Raw genomic sequence first — 19,136 nt, 5'->3', positions numbered from 1 at the left:
CGTAGCGGTCTGCCGGAGTTGGTCGGTGTCGGTCCCGGGGTGTGTCCATGGCTGCCCCATCTGTGGGGGCAGCTCGACAGCGTCGAGCCGGCGGGCGCGCCGCGGTCGGGCTGCACCCGGCCCGGACCCGGTCCGCGTCACCCGGTCCGGTCGGGTGCGACCCGTGGTAGGGCTGGCGCGCGCGGGGGCGTGTCAGCGGGCCAGGGCGCGCAGGAAACGCTCGGCGGCGGGGACGGCGGTGGCGGTGCTGGCGCCGCCCTGCTCGACGAAGACCGCGAACGCGACGTCACCCTGCCAGCCGACGAACCAGGCGTGCGTGTGCGCCGGGTTGTTGTCGTACTCGGCGGTGCCGGTCTTGCCGTGCACCGGCGCGCCCGGCACGTCCTTCAGCGCGGTGCCGGAGCCCGCCGTCACCACCTCGCGCATCATCGCCTTGACCGCCTCGACCGACTCCGGCTTGAGCTGCGGGCCGGGGGCGGCGGGCTGCGCCGGGGCCGGGTCAAGCACCAGTTTCGGCTGTTCGAAGCGCCCCCGGGCGACCGCCGCGGTGGCGGACGCCATGGCCAGCGGGCTGACGACCGTGGTGCCCTGTCCGATCGCGGCGGCAGCCTGCTCGGTCGCGCCGCCGTTCGCGGAGACCTTGCCCGTGAAGGCGTCGAGGCCGACGTCCCACTGCCCCTCCAGCCCGAGCGACCGGCCGGCGACGGCCAGCCCGTCGGGGCCGAGCTTCGGCGCCAGCGCCGCGAACGCCGTGTTGCAGGACTTGGCGAAGTCGGTGCGGAACGGCACCGCCCCCAGCTCGAAGTTGTCCGAGTTCTTGAACGGCCGGCCGTCCACCGTGAACGTCTTGGGGCAGGCCACCGTGGTGTCCGGCGTCACCGCGCCGAGGTCGAGCAGGCCGAGCGCGCTGACCATCTTGAACGTGGAGCCCGGCGGGACCTGGGCGGTGAAGGCCAGGTTCTCCCCGGCCGCGCCGGGACCGTTGGCGGCGGCGAGCACGGCACCGTCGCTGATCCGTACCGCCACCAGCGCCGCCCGGCGCTTCTCGGCGCGCAGGGCGGCGTCGGCCGCGTTCTGGGTGGCCACGTCGAGCGTGGTCTTCAGCGGTTGCCCCGGCTGCGGCTCGCGGCGGAACACCTCGGTGCCGGTGGGGACCAGCGTGCCGTCCGGGCCGGGGCGCTCGGTGATCACGGTCAGCCCGGGCGCGCCGCGCAGCCGTTCGTCGTAGCGGCCCTGGAGGCCGCCGTGGCCGACCAGGTCGCCGGCCGCGTACCGGTCGGGGTGCTTCGCCAGGTCGTCGGCCTGGGCCGGGTCGACCGAGCCGAGCACCGCCCGGGCGAACTCGCGGGTGGGCGCGAGGTCGAGCTTGTCGCTGCGGAACTTGGTGCCCGGCAGGTCGTAGATGCGGGTCTTGATCTGCCGGTATGCCTCCTCGCGCAGGGTGACCACCTCGACGAACGCGCCCGGGTCGGCGTCGGCGAGCCGCTTGGGCAGGCCGGAGAGGTCCACCGGCGGGGTGATCGCCGGCCGGATCGCCCGGAAGGCCGCGTCCAGCTTCCGGGTCAGGCCCGCCACGTCGGTGACCTCGCTCGGTTGCAGCCCCACCCGCACCACGGGCCGGGGCGCCATGATCGGCTGGCCGGCGGCGTCGAGCACCGCGGCCCGGGGCCCGGGGTCCCGGCGCAGCCCGAGCCGGTCGCCCCGGCTGAGCTGCTCCTGCACCAGCTGCGGCTCCCAGATCACCCGCCACTCGTCGTCGCCGCCGCGGCTGAGCCGCACCTGCCGATCGTACGCCCAGCGGGTCTGACCCGGGAGGCTCCACTCGACCGTGACCACCGCCGTCGCGACGTCCGCCGTGATCTTCGCGTCGCCCTGGCGGGCCAGCGCCGGCGGCGTGGCCGCCAGCTCGCCGGAGAGCTCCTTGATCTCGCGGGACACGTCGGCGGCCGGCACCTTCGCGCCCGTCGGGTCCACGAACCCGACGGCCTGGAGGTCGCCGGAACGCCAGCCGGTCAGGAACGCGTCGACGCTGCGCTCCGGCCCGTCGTTGCCCGAGCAGGCGGTGAGCGCGCCGGCCGCGAGCGCGGTCACGGCGAGCAGCGCGACCGACGGGCGGAGCCGGTTGCGAGGGTGACGGCTGGGGTACGAGGGGTGCATGGAGCGTCCTCCGATCTCGGAACTGCCGTCACGCTAGTACGGCCGCGCCGTCCGTATCGTCCCCAGGCGGCTGCGACGTGCGCAAAGACGGGCCTGCGACGGGGTGATGAACAACCGGTGGCGGGGTAACCCCCGACCGGCCAACCTCGTATCCGCAACGGGTGAAAGGACAAAGTCCGGAACCGGACGTCCGCACCGTGGTCCGCCGACGAAGGCGCGGAACGGCAGGCCTAGGCTGGGCGGCAGAGTGACCCACAACGCGGTGGGTCGAGGGGAGTGGCACCGATGGACCGGCGTCCGGCGATCAAACCGGGACCCGACCTCCGGCAGGATGACACCAGCCGGGACGACAGCTTCGATTCGGCAACCGACGGGGACGGCTTCGACCGGCCCGACACAGGGGTGACCGGGATGACCGGTACGAGTATCGACACCATCTACGACCTGGGCCTGCCCGCTGACGCGCTGGCCGACGACGTGGAGGACAACGAGCTCGACGAGCCGGTACCCAACGTGGAGCGCCTGGTGGCCCAGGCCGTGGCGCTCGCCGGCGACGACCACGACGTGGCGACCCTGGTCAGCCGCTTCTGGCGGTTTGCGCCGGACGAGGAGCTGATCGGCTTCACCGCCGAGGAGATGCTCGACGCGGCGCGCGCGCACCGGGACCTCGCCCAGCAGCGGGTGCCGGGCGAGTTGAAGCTCCGCATCCACGAGCCCGACGCCGACCAGCACCACACGGTCATCGAGATCGTGACCGACGACATGCCCTTCCTGGTCGACTCGGTGACCGCCCTGCTCAACGCGCGCCACCTGGACGTGCACCTGCTGGTGCACCCGCTGGTGGTGGTGCGGCGCGAGCCGCTGGGCCGGCTGGTCGAGGTCTCCGCCGACGTCGAGCCCGACGACGCGATCGCCGGCGACCTGGTCGAGAGCTGGATGCACATCGAGATCGACCCGGTCCGGGACGCCGCCGAACGGGAGAAGCTGCGCGGTGAGCTCCAGCGCGTGCTGACCGACGTGCGGGAGGCGGTCGAGGACTGGCCGAAGATGCGCCAGCGGGCGCTCGCCCTCGCCGACGAGCTGGCCGCCGCGCGGACGTCGGACAACCGGCCGCCGGTGCCGGAGAAGGACATCACCGACTCGGTGGAGCTGCTCCGCTGGCTCGCCCACGACCACTTCACGTTCCTCGGCTACCGGGAGTACCGCCTGGCCGACGCCGGCGACGGGGGTCAGGCGCTGGAGGCCGTGCTCGGCACCGGGCTGGGCATCCTGCGCCAGGACTCCCCGGAGGCCCGGCCGCTGTCGTCGATGACGCCGGAGGCGCACGACAAGGTCACCGAGAAGCGCCTGCTGATCATCACCAAGGCGAACTCGCGGGCGACCGTGCACCGCTCCGCCTACCTCGACTACATCGGCTTCAAGATCTTCAACGAGGCCGGCGAGGTGGTCGGCGAGCGGCGCTTCCTGGGCCTGTTCTCCACGGCCGCGTACCGCACCAGCGTGTGCGAGCTGCCGGTGGTCCGCCGCAAGGTGGCCGAGGTGCTGGACCGCTCCGGCCTGAGCCAGCGCAGCCACTCCGGCAAGGACCTGCTGCAGATCCTGGAGACCTACCCGCGCGACGAGCTGTTCCAGATCAAGACCGACGACCTCTACCACGCGGTGATCGGCGTGCTGCGGATGGCCGGTCGCCGGCAGCTGCGGGTGTTCCTGCGCCGGGACGCGTACGGGCGGTTCATCTCCTGCCTGATCTACCTGCCCCGGGACCGGTTCACCACACAGAACCGGCTGCGCATGCAGGACATCCTGCTCCGTGAGCTGCACGGCGTCGGGGTCGACTACACGACCCGGGTCACCGAGTCGATGCTCGCCCGGGTGCACTTCACCGTCCGGACCGACCCGACCAAGCCCCCGAGCGACATCGACGCCGACCTGCTCGCCGAGGAGCTGGCCGACGCCACCCGGCTGTGGGACGACGACTACCGGCTGGTGTTGGAGCGCAAGCTCGGCGACGAGCAGGCCAAGCACCTGTTCAGCAGGTACGCCGACGCCTTCCCGGAGGGCTACAAGGACGGCCACACGCCGTACGAGGCGATGAAGGACCTGGCCAAGCTGGAGCTGCTGGAGGAGCCCGGCCAGCTGGAGATGCACCTGTTCCGCAAGCAGGCCGCGCCGCGGGCCGGCGGGCGGGGCCCGGACGTCGACGAGGCGATGGACGTCCGCTTCAAGGTCTACCGGTACGGCGAGCCGATGATGCTCTCCGCCGTGCTGCCGGTGCTGCACTCCCTCGGCGTCCGGGTGGTCGACGAGCACCCGTACGAGGTGGACCGGATCGACGGCCGTGTCTACCTCTACGACTTCGGGCTGCGGCTGCCGGAGGGGCACCAGGAGCTGGCCGAGGTGCGCCCGCACGTGGAGAACGCCTTCGCGGCGGCGTGGCGGGGCGAGGCCGAGGTCGACGGCTTCAACGAGCTGGTGCTGCGTAGCGGCCTCACCTGGCGGCAGGTGGTGGTGCTGCGGGCGTACGCGAAGTACCTGCGCCAGACCGGCGCGGTCTTCTCGCAGGAGTACATGGAGTCGACCTTCATCGCGTACCCGAGGATCGTCGCGCTGCTGGTGGAGCTCTTCGAGGTCCGGTTCGCGCCGGGCACGATGGGTCACGAGGAGCGGGAGCAGCGCAGCGAGAAGCTGGTCGCGGAGATCCGGGGCGCGCTGGACGACGTCGTCAGCCTCGACCAGGACCGGATCCTGCGCGCCTACCTGACGCTGATCCAGGCCACCCTGCGCACCAGCTTCTACCAGAAGCGCTCCGACGGGCGGCCGAAGTCGTACGTGGCGTTCAAGCTGGACCCGCAGGCGATCCCCGACCTGCCGGCGCCCCGGCCGAAGTTCGAGGTCTTCGTGTACTCGCCGCGCTTCGAGGGCGTGCACCTGCGGTTCGGGCCGGTGGCCCGGGGCGGGCTGCGCTGGTCGGACCGCCGGGAGGACTTCCGCACCGAGGTGCTCGGCCTGGTCAAGGCGCAGATGGTGAAGAACGCCGTGATCGTGCCGGTCGGCGCGAAGGGCGGCTTCGTGCTCAAGCAGAAGCCGGGGGACCGCGACGAGGCGGTCGTCTGCTACAAGGAGTTCATCTCGGCGCTGCTGGACGTCGCGGACAACATCGTCAGCGGCGAGATCGTGCCGCCGGAGGACGTGGTCCGGCACGACGGCGACGACCCGTACATGGTGGTCGCGGCGGACAAGGGCACGGCGACGTTCTCGGACATCGCCAACGAGATCTCCACGGCGCACAACTTCTGGCTCGGCGACGCGTTCGCCTCCGGCGGCTCCGCCGGGTACGACCACAAGAAGATGGGCATCACCGCCCGGGGCGCCTGGGAGTCGGTGAAGCGGCACTTCCGCGAGATGGGCCACGACACCCAGACCCAGGACTTCACCGTCGTGGGCGTGGGCGACATGTCCGGCGACGTGTTCGGCAACGGGATGCTGTTGTCGGAGCACATCCGGCTGGTGGCCGCGTTCGACCACCGGCACATCTTCCTCGACCCGGACCCGGACGCCGCCACCTCGTACGCGGAGCGGAAGCGGTTGTTCGAGCTGCCCCGCTCGTCGTGGGAGGACTACAACCGGGAGTTGATCTCGGCCGGCGGCGGTGTGTACCCGCGTACCGCCAAGTCGGTGCCGATCTCGCCGCAGGTCCGCGAGCGGCTCGGCCTGGACGCCGAGGTGGAGCAGCTCTCGCCACAGGAGCTGATGAAGGCGATCCTGACCGCGCCGGTCGACCTGTTCTGGAACGGCGGCATCGGCACGTACGTGAAGGCCTCCAGCCAGACCAACGCGGAGGTGGGCGACAAGTCCAACGACGCGATCCGGGTGGACGGCCGGAACCTGCGCTGCCGGGTGACCGGCGAGGGCGGCAACCTGGGCTGGACCCAGCTCGGCCGGATCGAGTACGCCCAGACCGGCGGCCGGATCTACACGGACTTCATCGACAACGCGGCCGGGGTGGACTGCTCCGACCACGAGGTGAACATCAAGATCCTGCTGAACACGGCGGTCGCCGACGGCGCGCTGACCCTCCCCGAGCGGGACGAGCTGCTCGCCGACATGACCGACGAGGTCGCCGAGCTGGTGCTGCGGGACAACTACGACCAGGCCCGGGCGATCAACAACGCGCAGGCGCAGGCCGCCTCGCTGCTGCCGGTGCACCGGCGGATGATCACCGAGCTGGAGCGTTCCGGGGCGCTGAACCGGTCCCTGGAGGCGCTGCCGCCGGACGACGAGCTGGCGGTGCGGACCGAGTCCGGGCTGACCGCGCCGGAGTTCGCGGTGCTGCTGGCGTACGTCAAGATCGTCCTGGAGACCGAGATCCTCGCCGAGGGGCTCGCGGACGAGGAGTGGACGACGGACGTCCTGGTCAACTACTTCCCGACGCCGATGCGCGAGCGGTTCGCCGACCGGATGGGCCAGCACCGGCTGCGCCGGGACATCGTGACCACCGTCCTGGTCAACGAGGCGATCAACCGGGGCGGCATCACGTTCGTCTTCCGGGTGGTCGAGGAGACGGCCGCCTCGGCGGCGGACGTGATCCGGGCGTACGTGGTGGTCCGCGAGGTGTTCGGGCTGCGCGAGCTGTGGGACGCCGTGGAGGCCCTGGACAACAAGGTCGACCCGGAGCTGCAGACGAGCGTCTACCTGGACACCCGGCGGCTGCTGGACCGGGCGGTGCGGTGGCTGGTGACCAACCGCCGCTCGCCGATCGACGTGCCGGCGGAGATCGCCCGGTTGCGCGACGGCGTGGCCCGGCTCCTGCCCGACCTCGAGGAGCGCTTCTACGGCAGCGAGCGGGAGTCGCTGGCGGCCCACATCGACTCGCTGACCGAGCGAGGGCTGCCGCGCGACCTGGCCGAGCAGACGACCCGGCTGATGTACAGCTTCGGCCTGCTCGACGTGGTGGAGACGGCGGCGAGCAGCGGGCGCGACGTCGGCGAGGTGGCCTCGGTCTACTTCGTGCTCTCCGACCGCTTCCGGGTCGACTCGCTGCTGTCGAAGATCTCCCTGCTGCCGCGGGAGGACCGCTGGCAGACGCTGGCCCGGATGGCGCTGCGCTACGACCTGTACGCCGCGCTGGCCGCGCTGACCGCCGAGGTGCTCGACTCCACCCCCGGCACCCTGCCGCCGCAGGAGCGGGTGCAGGAATGGGAGCAGTCGAACGCCACGTCGATCCACCGGGCCGAGCGGGCGATGGGGGAGTTCGACGAGTCCCGGGCGGACCTCGCCGCCCTGTCGGTGCTGCTGCGCCAGATCCGCACCCTGGTGCGGACCTCCGCCGCCGCCTGACGCCGGACACGCCGCGCGGTCCGGCCGGTCGGTTTCTCCGACCGGCCGGACCGCGTCGTCGTCTTCCGGGGCGTGCCCCGCCTCGCTGCCGTGCCGGGGGACCGGCGGCCACGATGTTGCGGATGCCGTCCGTCGCCACCGCCCGGCCGGGACCGTGCGCCCGGCGGCTGCGGGGCCGTGGATCAGGCGGTCATGGAGGCGAAGACGACCACGTTGTCCGGGTAGCTGCGCGCCGCCTCGTCGAAGACGCCGCCGCAGGTGACCACCCGCAGGCCGGGCCGGTCGCTGGGGCCGTAGACCTGCTCCGTCGGGAACTCGGTCTTCGGGTACGCCTTCACCGACTCGACCGTGAACGTGACCCGCTGCCCGTCCTCGCGGGTGACGGTCATCGTGTCACCGGGTTGCAGGGCGCCGAGGGAGAAGAAGACCGCCGGCCCGATCTCCGCCGAGTCGACGTGCCCGACGATGACCGCGTTGCCGACCTCCCCCGGGCTGGGTCCCGGCTCGTACCAGCCGGCGCGCTGCGCCTGCTCCAGCGGGGGCACCTGGACGGTGCCGTCCGGGTTGGTGCCGAGCGCCATGATCGGGGCGTCGACCCCGATCCGGGGGATGCTGATCGTGGTGGGGGTGGAACGGGCCAGCCCCGTCGCGGCCCCGCCGGCGACGTCCGGGTCCGCGCCGTCGGGCCCCGGCACCGCCGGGCCGGAGGTGACCGGTGCGGCCTGCGCCAGGGGCTGCGGCGGGCGGGGAGCGGGCGCGGTCCCGGCCGACGCGCCGATCATGCCGGCGCCCACCATGGCGAGCAGGACGACGGCGGCCGCGCCGGCGGCGCGCCACGGTTTCCCGTGACGGCCGCCGGCCCGTCTCGCCGTCATGTCAGACCAGCGACTCATCGGTCCGACGCCGGCGCATCAGCACCAGGCCACCCAGGGCGGCCGCGCCGAGCAGGCTGGCCCCACCGGCGGCCAGGCGCCGGTCGGTCCCGGCGCCGGCACCGCCGTCGCCGCCGTCGACCCCGCCGCGCGGCAGGACGACGAGCTCACCCTCGCCGCACGAGCCCTTGAGCTCGTAGCGGCCCGGCTTGGCGTCCTCGGAGACCTCGGCCTCGCCGTAGTAGACGAAGTCGCGCTTGTGCTCCCAGCGGTCCTTGTCCTTGTCGTCCTTGCGGGACTCCTCGTCGGACCAGTCCTTCTTCTCGTGGTCCTTCTTCCGGTCGCCCTCGTCCGAGCCGTACCCCTCGTGGTCCTTGCGGTCCTCCTCGCGGCCGCTGTCGCCACGGTCCGAGCCCCCGCTGTCCGAGCCGTACTTGTCGTGGTCCTTGCGGTCCTCGCCCTCGCGGCCACCGCGGTCGCCCTCGGCGTCCTGGCCGTGCTCGTAGCCCTTCCAGTCGCGCTCGCCGTCGTCGGCCGCGCCGCCGCCCTGGCCGCCGGCGGTCGACGGCTGCGGCTTGGCGGTCTCGTCCTTGCCTTCGTGGTCCTTGCCCTTGTCGTGGTCCTTGCCTTCGTGGTCCTTGCCCTCGTGGTCCTTGCCCTTGTCGTGGTCCTTGCCTTCGTGGTCCTTGCCCTCGTGGTCCTTGCCCTTGTCGTGGTCCCTGCCCTCGTGGTCCTTGCCCTTGTCGCGGTCGCCGGAACCCTTCTCCCCACGCCAGTCGTCGCGGTCCTCTGCCGGCTTGAGGTTGACCTTGCCCGTGACCTTGGACCACACGTAGGCGTGCTCCTGGCGCTCCGAGCAGACCTCGAGCAGCTTGACCGTGTCGCCCGCCTTGACGACGTGGGGCTTGGCGTAGACCTTGCCCTCGTCGTGGTGGCCGTCCGCGAACGCGATACCCGGCGTGAACACGAGCAGGGAGGCACCACCGAGGGCAGCGCCCGCAACGACCTTCCCGAGCATCTTGTTTGCCATGACCTGCGTCACTCCATCCCTGTTGTCCTGAGCTCGGTGGCAACCGAGCTACGAACGACGTTAGGCCGTTTCATGAGCTATACAGGGAAAGATTCGTGTTTTAACCTATGTAGGGCATGCGGGCGGCAGGCGTGATATGCCCGGTTTCGCACTCTATGTGGCTAGCTGTGCCGCTCCCGCCCGGCAGCACCGCGACGGCTGCGTCGTGCCGGTCGGGGCCCTCGGTGTGTATCGTCCCGTCCCGGCGACCCCGCCGCCGACCACCCGGCCTTCGCGCGGGCAGCGGATGGACAACTCCTATCTGACGCCCAGGGGTACGTGAACCCGGAGTGGAAGGCCGAGGCGGAGTCGGTGCCGGGCGACAACCGGGTGTCGAACATGTGCGACACGGTCACGGCCAACGGCGCCTACGTCAACGGCATCGGGTACGCCTGGCGAAGGTGGGTGCGATCGGCAACGTCCACAACCGCATCGACGCCGCCCAGCACGGCTGGATCGGCTGGGACAGCAACTTCGGCCCGACCGCCGACATGCTGAAGAGCCGCGGTCGCCTGTGGCAGCACCGTGGACGAGGTGCACGGCTTCATCGTCGACACGGCCAACTACTCGGCCCTGCGGGAGCCGTACGTCAGGTCACCGGCACGGTGCACGGCCGGACCGTGCGCCAGTCCAGGTTGATCGACTGGAATCAGTGCGTCGACGAGCTGTCGTTCGCCCAGGCGTTCCGCGACGAGCTGGTCCAGGTGGGCTTCGACGTCAACATCGGCATGCTGGCCGACACCTCCCGCAGCGGCTGGGGCGGCTCCGCCCGCCCACCGGCCCGGGCCCGACGACCAGTGTGGACACCTACGTCAACGGCGGCCGGGTGGACCGGCGGATCGCAGTTCACCCAGCTCATGCAGAACGCGTACGCACCGCTCTCCTGGCACCGGCGCGCACCCGCCGCCGGCAGTGGGCTCCGGCGGCGGGTAGGCGCCGGGCCCCGGCCCGACCGGTCGACGGTCGGGCCGGGGCTCAGCACGTACGGCGGTCAGGGAACCGTCCTCTCGATCGCCGCCCGGCCCAGCTCGGCCAGGTCCCGGCGGGCCCGCTCGATGTTCTCCGGCGTCAGATCCTGGCCCCGGGCCGCCACCAGGTCCTCCGGCTCCCAGGGCTGCTCCGCGCCGGTGCGGATGTTGTCCGGCGCCGCCCCCGTGCCGGTGCCCGTGGCCCCGGTGCCGGCGGCGTACGGGTCACCGATCAGCTGGTCGGTCGGCGCGCCGCCCCGCGGCTGCTCACCGGGCTCCGCGAACGACGGAGTGTCCCGGTCGGCGCCGCCGCCGGTCATCAGCTGGGGGATGCCGGTGTCGTCCTCGACCGCCGCGGCCACCTCGGGGCTCTCCTCCAGCGGTCGGTCACGGTCACGATCCGTCATGTGGCTGCCCTCCTGCCGCCAGGTGGTTTCCTGATCCTCCCGGCGTACCCCGCGTGGCGGCGCCCATGCCCGGATGCGGGCCGGGCGGTTCAGCGCGCGTCTCGTCGGGGGCATCCGGCGGCTCGCCACCGCCGCAGCAGCACCCGACAAGCCGAACGCGGGCCCGCGCCGGTACGAGCGCACCGCCGGGCGCCCCCGGGCCGGTCCGCCCGGGGGCCCGTGGGAGCGGTCAGCGTCCGAGCACGCGGTCGAGGAAGTCGCGGTAGTGGCGGACCGCCATCCGCAACTGCTCGGTGTCGGCCGAGCCGGCGTCCTGCCAGCCGCCCAGCTTGTTCTTCTGCGCGGACAGCGCCGAGGCGAGCGCCTGGATCGCCTCGTCGACCAGCGACTGCGCCTCCCCGGCCGCCGCGCGGGGGTCGTCCACGAACCGTAGCTGGACGTCCCGCCAGCGGTCCCGGAAACCCTGCGCCGCGGCGGGGTCGAAGAGCGTGGCCGGCTCGGCGGCGACGGTCGACCCCGCCGGCCGGGACGTCCCGGCCGACTCCAGCGAGCCGGCGGCGGCACCCGTGCGCCCGGCCGACGCGTGCTCGGCGTCGGGGTCGACCATGGCGGGGGTGGCGCTGCCGTACCCGGGCCCGCCGGCCGCGGCGGTCTCCGGGTCGCCCGTCCAGCCGGTCAGGTCGGTCCGGCGCTCGGGGCCACCGTCGGTGGTGTCCGGCGGCAGCACGGTCGTGCCGCCCCGTGACCCGCCGCGCTCGTCGGGTCCGCCCTCGCCACGCTCACCGGCACCGCGGAACTCGGCGGTCGGGTCGGCCCGGCGTCCCTCCCGGGCGCCGTCCACGGCCCCGTCGCCCGGACGCGCGGTCGACTCCGTACGCGGGTCGACCTCGTCCTCCGGGCGGGGGCTGGCCAGGGCGGACGCGGCGACCGCGTCGCCGACGGTGGTGGCGCCGAAGGCCGTCGGCAGTGGGCCCGGCTCGTGGAACTCCGGCCGCCCGCCGTCGGCGTCCCGGCCGCCGGACCGCTCGTCGTCGGCGGTCCCGCGGCGCGGGGCGCGCTCGCCGGCGACCGCCGGGTCGTCGAACGTGCCCCGGTCGTCGAGGGCGTCCTCGGGCACCTCGGCGCGGCCGGCCTGGTCGCCGGGTGGCGGCACCGGCACCGGCGTGGAGCGGACGGCCTCGGGGTGCTCGTTGCCCACCCGCTGCTCTTCCTGTCGCATCGCGGTCTCCTCAGCGGCTCGTGACGTCGTGCTGGCTGTCCGGACTGCGCTGCTCGGGCGGCCGGTGCCCGACCGGCTCCTCGCCGAGCAGGTCGGCGAAGAGGGCGCGGTAGTGGACCACGGCCTGGCGGAGCTCCTCGGTGCTGGCTTCGCCGCGCGAGTTGCGCAGGTGGATCTCGTGGGCGTCGCGGTAGTGGCCCAGCGTGCGGGCGTGTTCCACCGAGAGGTGGGCGATCTGGTCGGAGAAGCCGCCGGCCGGGTAGCCCCGTTCGGCGATGAGCCGGGTGACCAGTTCGTCCGCGTCGCCCACGGTCTCGGCCGGGGAGTCCACGAAGCGGACCTGGATCTCCTCCCAGGCGGCGGCGTACCGGGCGCGGGACTCGGGGGCGAGGGGGGTGAGCGTGAGCTCGGCGTGGCGGCGCTCCCGCTCGCGCAGCTCCCGCTCGGCGGCGGTGCGGCTGTCCCGTTCGGCGACGGCGCGGTCGTACTCGGGACCGAACCGCGACCGCAGCGCCCGACGGCGGGCGTACGACCGGGCGGCCACGGCCAGCGCCGCGATCACCAGCACGACGAGAACTATGACGATTACCTGCGTGGGCGACATGGCTCCTCCTTCGGCCACTGGTATTCCCTCCGCTTCGTGATCGCCAATCCCGTTCCGCGGCACTTTCCTGACGAACCCGACCCGGGCGGCATTCCCCGTACCGACATGACGAGTCGCACAGGGTGATCGCCCCCGAAAACTTGACTCATTCCAGAAAAGGCGCTTGGGTGGGGTGATGCCGGTCGAGACCGACGTCGAACGCCTCCGGGCCGCCGGGCTGCGGGTCACGCAGCCCCGGCTCGCGGTGCTCGCGGCGGTACGCGACCGGCCGCACCTGGATGCCGACACGATCACCCGGCTCGCCCGGGTCCGCCTCGGGCGGATCTCGGTCCAGGCGGTCTACGACGTCCTGCACGCGCTCACCGGGGTGGGCCTGCTGCGCCGGTTCGCCCCGGCCGGCGGGCCGGCCCGCTACGAGCTGGCCGGGGACGACCACGACCACCTGGTCTGCCGGGAGTGCGGGGCGATCGTGGACACCCGCCGCAACCGGGCCCCCGGGCCCTGCCTCGACCCCGGGGGCGCCGCCTTCGCCGTGGAGTCCACCGAGGTCACCTACTGGGGCCGGTGCCCCACGTGCCAGCAGCAGCACCACCGGTGACGCCAGCCGTCACACCGATCAGGAGGAGCGCCATGAGCGACCCGCAGCCCAGCAAGCCGATCCTCACCACCCGTCAGGGTCACCCCGTGCACAACAACCAGCAGCAGCGGACGGTCGGTTCGCGTGGGCCGGCGACGCTGGAGAACTACCACTTCCTCGAGAAGATCAGCCACTTCGACCGGGAGCGCATCCCGGAGCGGGTGGTGCACGCGCGCGGCTTCGTCGCGCACGGCGAGTTCGAGGCGTACGGGACGATCGGCGACCAGCCGGCGTCGAAGTACACCCGGGCCAAGCTGTTCCAGGCCAAGGGCAAGAAGACCCCGGTCACCATCCGCTTCTCCACCGTCATCGGCGGCCGGGACTCCTCCGAGGCGGCCCGCGACCCGCGCGGCTTCGCGGTGAAGTTCCGCACCGACGACGGCAACTGGGACATGGTGGGCAACAACCTCCAGGTCTTCTTCATCCGCGACGCGATCAAGTTCCCCGACGTGATCCACTCGCTGAAGCCGGACCCGGTGACCTTCCGTCAGGAGCCGAACCGGATCTTCGACTTCATGTCGAACACGCCCGAGTCGATGCACATGCTGACCTGGCTCTTCTCCCCGTACGGCATCCCGAAGAACTACCGGACCATGCGCGGGTCCGGGGTGAACACCTACCGGCTGGTCAACGCCGCGGGCGAGGGCGTGCTGGTCAAGTTCCACTGGCTGTCGCAGCAGGGCGAGCACAACCTCACCCAGGCCGAGGCGGACGCCATCCAGGCCACCGACCTGGGCCACGCGTCCAAGGACCTCTACGAGGCGATCGAGCGTGGCGAGTACCCGAAGTGGGAACTCAACGTCCAGGTCATGAGTGACGACGAGCACCCGGAGCTGGACTTCGACCCGCTCGACGACACCAAGATCTGGCCGGAGGAGGACTTCCCCTACCTGCCGGTCGGCATGATGACGCTCAACCGCAACATCACCGACCACCACGACGAGAACGAGCAGATCGCCTTCGGCACCGGCGTGCTGGTCGACGGGATCGACTTCTCCGACGACAAGATGCTGGTCGGGCGCACGTTCTCCTACTCGGACACCCAGCGTTACCGGGTCGGGCCGAACTACCTCCAACTGCCGGTCAACCGGCCGCGGGAGGACGTGGTCGTCAGCACCAACCAGGGCGGCGGCCAGATGTCGTACGGGGTGGACAACCGGGGCGGCAACCCGCACATCAACTTCGAGCCGTCCTCGGTTGCCGGGCTCCGGGAGGCCGACGAGTCCTACCGGGAGTACCGCCCGTTCGTCTCCGGTCAGGTCATGAAGGCCCCGATCGAGCGGCAGAACAACTACTCCCAGGCGGGCCGCCGCTACCGCGAGATGGCCGACTGGGAGCGCGACGACCTGATCCTCAACCTGACCACCCTGCTGGCCCAGTGCGACAAGCACATCCAGGAGAAGATGGTCTGGCACTTCAGCCAGTGCGACGAGGACTACGGCCGTCGGGTCGCCGAGGGTCTCGGCATCTCCGTCAGCGCCTGATCCGCACACCCACCGAACGCCCCGCCGGCCCCGGCGGGGCGTTCGTCCGCTGTGGACGTCCGTCCGGTAGGCCCGACGCGACGGACGGTAGTGCATCGGGCGGGATTTACGTATCCTTCCCAAGGCGTCCGCCGGACGGGCCGGCACCGTGGGCCGCGACCGTCCGACCCGGACGCTGCCCGGCCGGCGCCGGCGCCCCCGCAGCCGCACCTTCCGGGCGAGGTCTGATTGAAATCCCGCGACTGGCCGATCCGCTCCAAGCTGACCGCGCTGGTCGTCGTCCCGGTGACCGCGCTGCTGGCGCTCTGGATCTTCGCCACGACGCTGACCTTCGGGCCGGCCCTCGACCTGCTCGCTGCCCGGACCCTCCTCTACGACCTCGGCCGCCCCGGCGAGACGGTGGTGGCCGAGCTGCAACGGGAGCGCCGGCTCTCGGTGGTGCACCTGGCCGGCGGGGACGTCGCGCCCGGGCTCGCCGAGCAGCGCCAGCGGACCGACCGCGCGGTCGCCGAGCTGCGCCGCCGGGTCGGCGGGGAGGAACTGCGCGACGCCGCCGGCGACCACCTCGACACCCGGCTCGACCGCCTCGTCACCGCGCTGGACGCGCTGCCCACCGGGCGGGGGTTCATCGACCGGCGCGAGGTCGACCGGGCCGGCGCGGTCGGGCTCTACAGCGGGATGATCTCCTCGGCCTTCCAGGCGTTCTCGGCCATGGCGAACCTGCCCGACCAGGACCTGAACCGTCAGGCGCTCGCCGTCACCGCGCTCGGCCGCAGCCGGGAGCTGCTCGGCCAGACCGACGCCCTGCTGGCCGGGGCGTTCACCGCCGGCCGGTTCGCCGAGGGCGAGCACACCCAGGCCGTGCAGACCATCGCCAACCAGCGGTTCCTCGCCGAGGCGGCGGTCGCGGACCTGCCCGATGCGGAGCGCGCCGCGTTCCAGCGGCTGACCGAGGGGGAGGTCTTCGGCCGGCTGCGGGCGATGCAGGACGCCCTGGTCGGCGCCCGGTCGTCGAGCCGGCCGGCGGTGGACCCGGCGCAGTGGCAGGCCAGCTACGAGGCCGTGCAGCAGGCGCTGCGGGAGTTCGAGCTGGCCCAGGCCGACGGGCTCGCCGACCGGTCGGTGCCGACGGCCGTCGGCATCCTCGTCCGGCTCGCCGCGGCCGGGGTGCTCGGCCTGGCCGCCGTCGTGGTCTCGGTCCTGGTGGCGCTGCGGGTCGGTCGTTCCCTCGCGCAGCGGCTCACCGGCGTACGCACGGCCGCGCTGGACATGGCCGAACGCCGGCTGCCCGACGTGGTGGCCCGCCTGCGCCGGGGCGAGCAGGTCGACGTCGCCCGGGAGGCGCCCGCGCTGGAGTACGGCGGCGACGAGATCGGCCAGGTGGCGCGGGCCTTCACCGAGGTGCAGCGGACGGCGGTCCGCTCGGCCGTCGAGGAGGTCACCCTGCGCCGGGGGCTCAACGAGGTCTTCCTCAACATCGCCCGCCGCAGCCAGGGGCTGGTGCACCGGCAGCTCGCCCTGCTCGACCGGATGGAGCGGCACACCGAGGACCCGGACGAGTTGGCCGAGCTGTTCCGCGTCGACCACCTCGCCACCCGGCTGCGGCGGCACGCGGAGGACCTGGTCATCCTGGCCGGCGCCGCCCCCGGGCGGGGCTGGCGCAACCCGGTCGCGATGGTCGACCTGATCCGGGGCGCCATCTCCGAGGTGGAGTCGTACGACCGCGTCGACATCGCCGCGGTGCAGCCCGGCGGCACGCTGGGGCGGGCCGTCGGCGACGTGATCCACCTGCTCGCCGAGCTGATCGAGAACGCCGCGGCGTTCTCCCCGCCGCACAGCCGGGTGGAGGTCTCCGGACAGCACGTGGCCAACGGCTACGCCGTCGAGGTCACCGACCGCGGCCTGGGCATGACCGCCGCCGCGCTGGAGGACGCGAACCGGCGGCTGGCCCGCTCCCCCGACTTCGAGCCCGCCGAGACGGCCCGGCTCGGCCACTTCGTGGTGGCCCGGCTCGCCGCCCGGCACGGGGTCCGGGTGCGGCTGCGCCCGTCCGACGGAGGCGGCTTGACCGCCGTCGTGCTCATCCCCGCCGACCTGGTCACCGACGAGCCGTCCCTGCTGCCCGAGGGCGTCGCCCCGCCGGAGCGCCAGTCCGGGGCGACGCCGGAGGACCGGCGGATGGCCCGGGCGAGCCGGCTGAGCACGCTGCCCCGGCCCCGTTCCGCCCGAGCCGCCGAACCCGGCGCGACGCCGCCTTCCGCAGCCCCGCCCGCCGCACCCCCGCCCGCCGCATCCCCGGCCTCCGCTGCCTCCGCCTCCGCCGCGCCGGACCAGCCCGGCCGCGCCGCCGGCCCGGCCCCGGCCACGTCCGGCGTCGGGGGCCCGGCCTCCGCCGGCCCGGACCGGGCCTCCTCCGCGTCCCGAGGCCCAGCCCTCGCCGGCCGGGTGCCCGGAGGCCCCGGCCCCGCCGAGAGCGCCGGGGAGATCGACGGGCTGCCGCGCCGGGTGCGGCGCCACGGGCCGGCCGTCCGGCAGCGGCGCTCGACGCCGGACGCTTCCCGGGGCGGTCCGGCGGTCGGGCGGCCCGCGGCGGCCCGGCACCCGGTCGTCGACGGCCCGACGCCCCGGCCACCGGTGATCGAGAGCCCGACCCCGCGCACTCCCGAGGAGGCGCGGCGCGCCATGTCCGCCCTGCAGGCAGGCACCGCCCGTGGCCGCGCCGCGGCCGGCGGCGCGACGGCTGACGCGGCAGCGGCCGCCGCCGCCCCGGCGGCCGGTGGCGACACACCGGAGGCCGCAGAGCCGACCCCGACCCCGACCCAAACCCCGACTCCGACCCCGACTCCGACCCCGACTCCGACTCCGACCCCGGCCGAGCCGCTGGCGGAACCGGACTCCGTGACCGCGACTGAGAGGGACGCCTGATGCTGCATCCGACGAGGCAGAGCGCCGATCTCGACTGGTTGCTCGACGACCTGGTGGAACGGGTGCCGCCCGCCCGCCAGGCGGTGGCGCTGTCGGCCGACGGGCTGCTGCTCGGCTCCTCCACCAACCTGGACCGCGCCGACGCCGAGCACCTGTGTGCGCTGGCGTCCGGCTTCTCGAGCCTGGCCCGGGGCACGAGCCGGCAGGTGGCCGGCGGGGCGGTTCGGCAGACCGTGGTGGAGATGGAATCGGCGTACCTCTTCGTCACCGCCGCCGGGCAGGGGGCCTGCCTGGCGGTGGTCAGCGACGCGGACGCGGACATCGGCCTGGTGGCGTACGAGATGGCGATGCTGGTCACCCGGGTGGGGGAGTACCTGAGCGCCCCGGCCCGGTCGGCGGCGGGGGCTGCCGATGCGGGCTGAGTCCCCCGGGCCGCAGCACGAGTGGCTCGACGACGACGCCGGACCCGTCGTGCGGCCGTACACCCTCACCGGCGGGCGGGTCCGGTCGTCCGCGGACGGCTTCGACCTGGTCGCGTACGTGCTGGCCGAGCCGGCCGCCGACCCGGCCGCCCACCCGGAGCTGCACCCCGAGCACCGGCGCCTGGTGTCGCTGGCCGCCCGGCCGGTGCCCGTCGCCGAGTTGGCGGCCGAGCTGGACCTCGCGGTGGGCGTGGTCCGCGTCCTGCTCGGCGACCTGCTGGCCCGGGGACTGGTCGCGGTGCACCAGCCGACGGCCGCCGCCTACCTGCCCGACGACGACATCCTCAAGGCGGTGGTCAGTGGACTCCGTGCGCTGTGACGAGGCCGGTTCCGCCCCCCGGATCCCGCTCGCGCTGAAGATCCTCATCGCCGGGGGCTTCGGCGCCGGCAAGACGACGCTGGTGAGCGCGCTCAGCGAGGTCCGGCCGTTGCAGACCGAGGAGATCCTGACCGGGGCCGGGGTCGACACCGACGACCTGTCCGGCGTCGAGGCGAAGTCGACCACGACGGTGGCGATGGACTTCGGCCGGATCACGATCAACGACGACCTCCAGGTCTACCTGTTCGGCACCCCGGGCCAGGACCGCTTCTGGTTCCTCTGGGACGAGTTGGCCTTCGGGGCGCTCGGCGCGGTGGTGCTCGCGGACACCCGTCGCCTGGCGGACTGCTTCCCGTCGATCGACTACTTCGAGCAGCGGGGCATCCCGTTCGTGGTGGGGGTGAACTGCTTCGACGGCGCCCGGCGGTTCAGCCTGGAGACCGTACGCCAGGCGCTGGACCTCGACCCCGACGTGCCGCTGGTGCTCTGCGACGCGCGGGACCGGCAGTCGGGCAAGGAGGTGCTGATCGCCCTCGTCGAGCACGTGGCCCGGCAACGCGGCGAGCCGGTGCCGGCGGCCTGAGCCCGCCGGCGCGGCCGGTCCCGTCGACCGGCCGCGATTAGGCGCGGCTTTCGGGGGCAAGGAGCCGGCACAG

Annotated in this window: 13 protein-coding genes and 1 pseudogene; 8 read left to right on the top strand and 6 right to left on the bottom strand. The window is 73.4% G+C overall.

All coding sequences use genetic code 11. From position 1 onward, the window contains the following. Positions 1 to 192: 192 nt before the first annotated feature. Positions 193 to 2,157 carry a penicillin-binding transpeptidase domain-containing protein gene (locus tag AB0G14_RS21495; RefSeq protein ID WP_357699954.1) on the bottom strand — a complete coding sequence of 655 codons (1,965 nt, stop codon included), beginning with the start codon at positions 2,155 to 2,157 and terminating at the stop codon, positions 193 to 195. Between the two features lie 285 nt (positions 2,158 to 2,442). Here AB0G14_RS21495 and AB0G14_RS21490 point away from each other — a divergent pair, with 285 nt between their 5' ends. Beyond that, positions 2,443 to 7,494 carry an NAD-glutamate dehydrogenase gene (locus AB0G14_RS21490; RefSeq protein ID WP_357699952.1) on the top strand — a complete coding sequence of 1,684 codons (5,052 nt, stop codon included), beginning with the start codon at positions 2,443 to 2,445 and terminating at the stop codon, positions 7,492 to 7,494. 182 nt (positions 7,495 to 7,676) lie between these two features. On the opposite strand, the gene AB0G14_RS21485 is transcribed toward AB0G14_RS21490, so the two are convergent. Together AB0G14_RS21485 and AB0G14_RS21480 are read right to left on the bottom strand one after the other, a co-directional pair. After that, positions 7,677 to 8,369: a class F sortase gene (locus AB0G14_RS21485; protein ID WP_357699950.1), complete on the bottom strand. Its 693-nt coding sequence runs from the start codon at positions 8,367 to 8,369 to the stop codon at positions 7,677 to 7,679. A gap of 1 nt (position 8,370) precedes the next feature. Continuing rightward, a complete protein-coding gene (locus tag AB0G14_RS21480) occupies positions 8,371 to 9,396 on the bottom strand; it encodes a hypothetical protein (RefSeq protein ID WP_357699948.1) in 1,026 nt (341 codons plus the stop codon). 329 nt (positions 9,397 to 9,725) lie between these two features. On the opposite strand from AB0G14_RS21480, the pseudogene AB0G14_RS21475 reads away from it, so the two are divergent. Continuing rightward, positions 9,726 to 10,151 (top strand): annotated as a pseudogene (locus tag AB0G14_RS21475) (glycoside hydrolase family 6 protein); the annotation flags it as partial. 275 nt (positions 10,152 to 10,426) lie between these two features. Here AB0G14_RS21475 and AB0G14_RS21470 read toward each other — a convergent pair. The 3 genes from AB0G14_RS21470 to AB0G14_RS21460 all read right to left on the bottom strand — a co-directional run bounded on the left by AB0G14_RS21470 (position 10,427) and on the right by AB0G14_RS21460 (position 12,633). Beyond that, on the bottom strand, positions 10,427 to 10,810 hold the full coding sequence (locus tag AB0G14_RS21470) for a hypothetical protein (RefSeq protein ID WP_357699946.1): 384 nt from the start codon (positions 10,808 to 10,810) through the stop codon (positions 10,427 to 10,429). Positions 10,811 to 11,039: 229 nt separating this feature from the next. Further along, positions 11,040 to 12,029, bottom strand: a complete 990-nt coding sequence (locus AB0G14_RS21465; RefSeq protein WP_357699944.1) for a hypothetical protein — start codon at positions 12,027 to 12,029, stop codon at positions 11,040 to 11,042. A 10-nt stretch (positions 12,030 to 12,039) separates the two neighbouring features. After that, positions 12,040 to 12,633: a hypothetical protein gene (locus tag AB0G14_RS21460; protein WP_357699942.1), complete on the bottom strand. Its 594-nt coding sequence runs from the start codon at positions 12,631 to 12,633 to the stop codon at positions 12,040 to 12,042. A 175-nt stretch (positions 12,634 to 12,808) separates the two neighbouring features. Between AB0G14_RS21460 and AB0G14_RS21455 the strand changes: the two genes are divergently transcribed. The 6 genes from AB0G14_RS21455 to AB0G14_RS21430 all read left to right on the top strand — a co-directional run bounded on the left by AB0G14_RS21455 (position 12,809) and on the right by AB0G14_RS21430 (position 19,063). Then, the gene (locus tag AB0G14_RS21455; protein ID WP_357699940.1) at positions 12,809 to 13,231 is read left to right on the top strand and encodes a Fur family transcriptional regulator; all 423 of its coding nucleotides are present in this window, start codon (positions 12,809 to 12,811) and stop codon (positions 13,229 to 13,231) included. A 32-nt stretch (positions 13,232 to 13,263) separates the two neighbouring features. Continuing rightward, positions 13,264 to 14,754, top strand: a complete 1,491-nt coding sequence (locus tag AB0G14_RS21450; RefSeq protein WP_357699938.1) for a catalase — start codon at positions 13,264 to 13,266, stop codon at positions 14,752 to 14,754. 228 nt (positions 14,755 to 14,982) lie between these two features. Beyond that, on the top strand, positions 14,983 to 17,679 hold the full coding sequence (locus AB0G14_RS21445) for a nitrate- and nitrite sensing domain-containing protein (RefSeq protein ID WP_357699936.1): 2,697 nt from the start codon (positions 14,983 to 14,985) through the stop codon (positions 17,677 to 17,679). Continuing rightward, positions 17,676 to 18,101 (top strand): roadblock/LC7 domain-containing protein, encoded by a 426-nt coding sequence (locus AB0G14_RS21440; RefSeq protein ID WP_357699964.1) that lies wholly within the window; start codon positions 17,676 to 17,678, stop codon positions 18,099 to 18,101. The genes AB0G14_RS21445 and AB0G14_RS21440 overlap by 4 nt, the downstream gene beginning before the upstream one ends. Beyond that, positions 18,091 to 18,480, top strand: a complete 390-nt coding sequence (locus tag AB0G14_RS21435; protein WP_357699934.1) for a DUF742 domain-containing protein — start codon at positions 18,091 to 18,093, stop codon at positions 18,478 to 18,480. Before AB0G14_RS21440 ends, AB0G14_RS21435 begins: the two co-directional genes overlap by 11 nt. Further along, positions 18,461 to 19,063 (top strand): ATP/GTP-binding protein, encoded by a 603-nt coding sequence (locus AB0G14_RS21430; RefSeq protein WP_350708658.1) that lies wholly within the window; start codon positions 18,461 to 18,463, stop codon positions 19,061 to 19,063. The genes AB0G14_RS21435 and AB0G14_RS21430 overlap by 20 nt, the downstream gene beginning before the upstream one ends. Positions 19,064 to 19,136 lie beyond the last annotated feature (73 nt).

It is taken from the genome of Micromonospora sp. NPDC023814 (assembly GCF_040639595.1).
GTDB lineage: Bacteria > Actinomycetota > Actinomycetes > Mycobacteriales > Micromonosporaceae > Micromonospora.
This window is presented reverse-complemented; position numbering and strand designations above follow the sequence as displayed.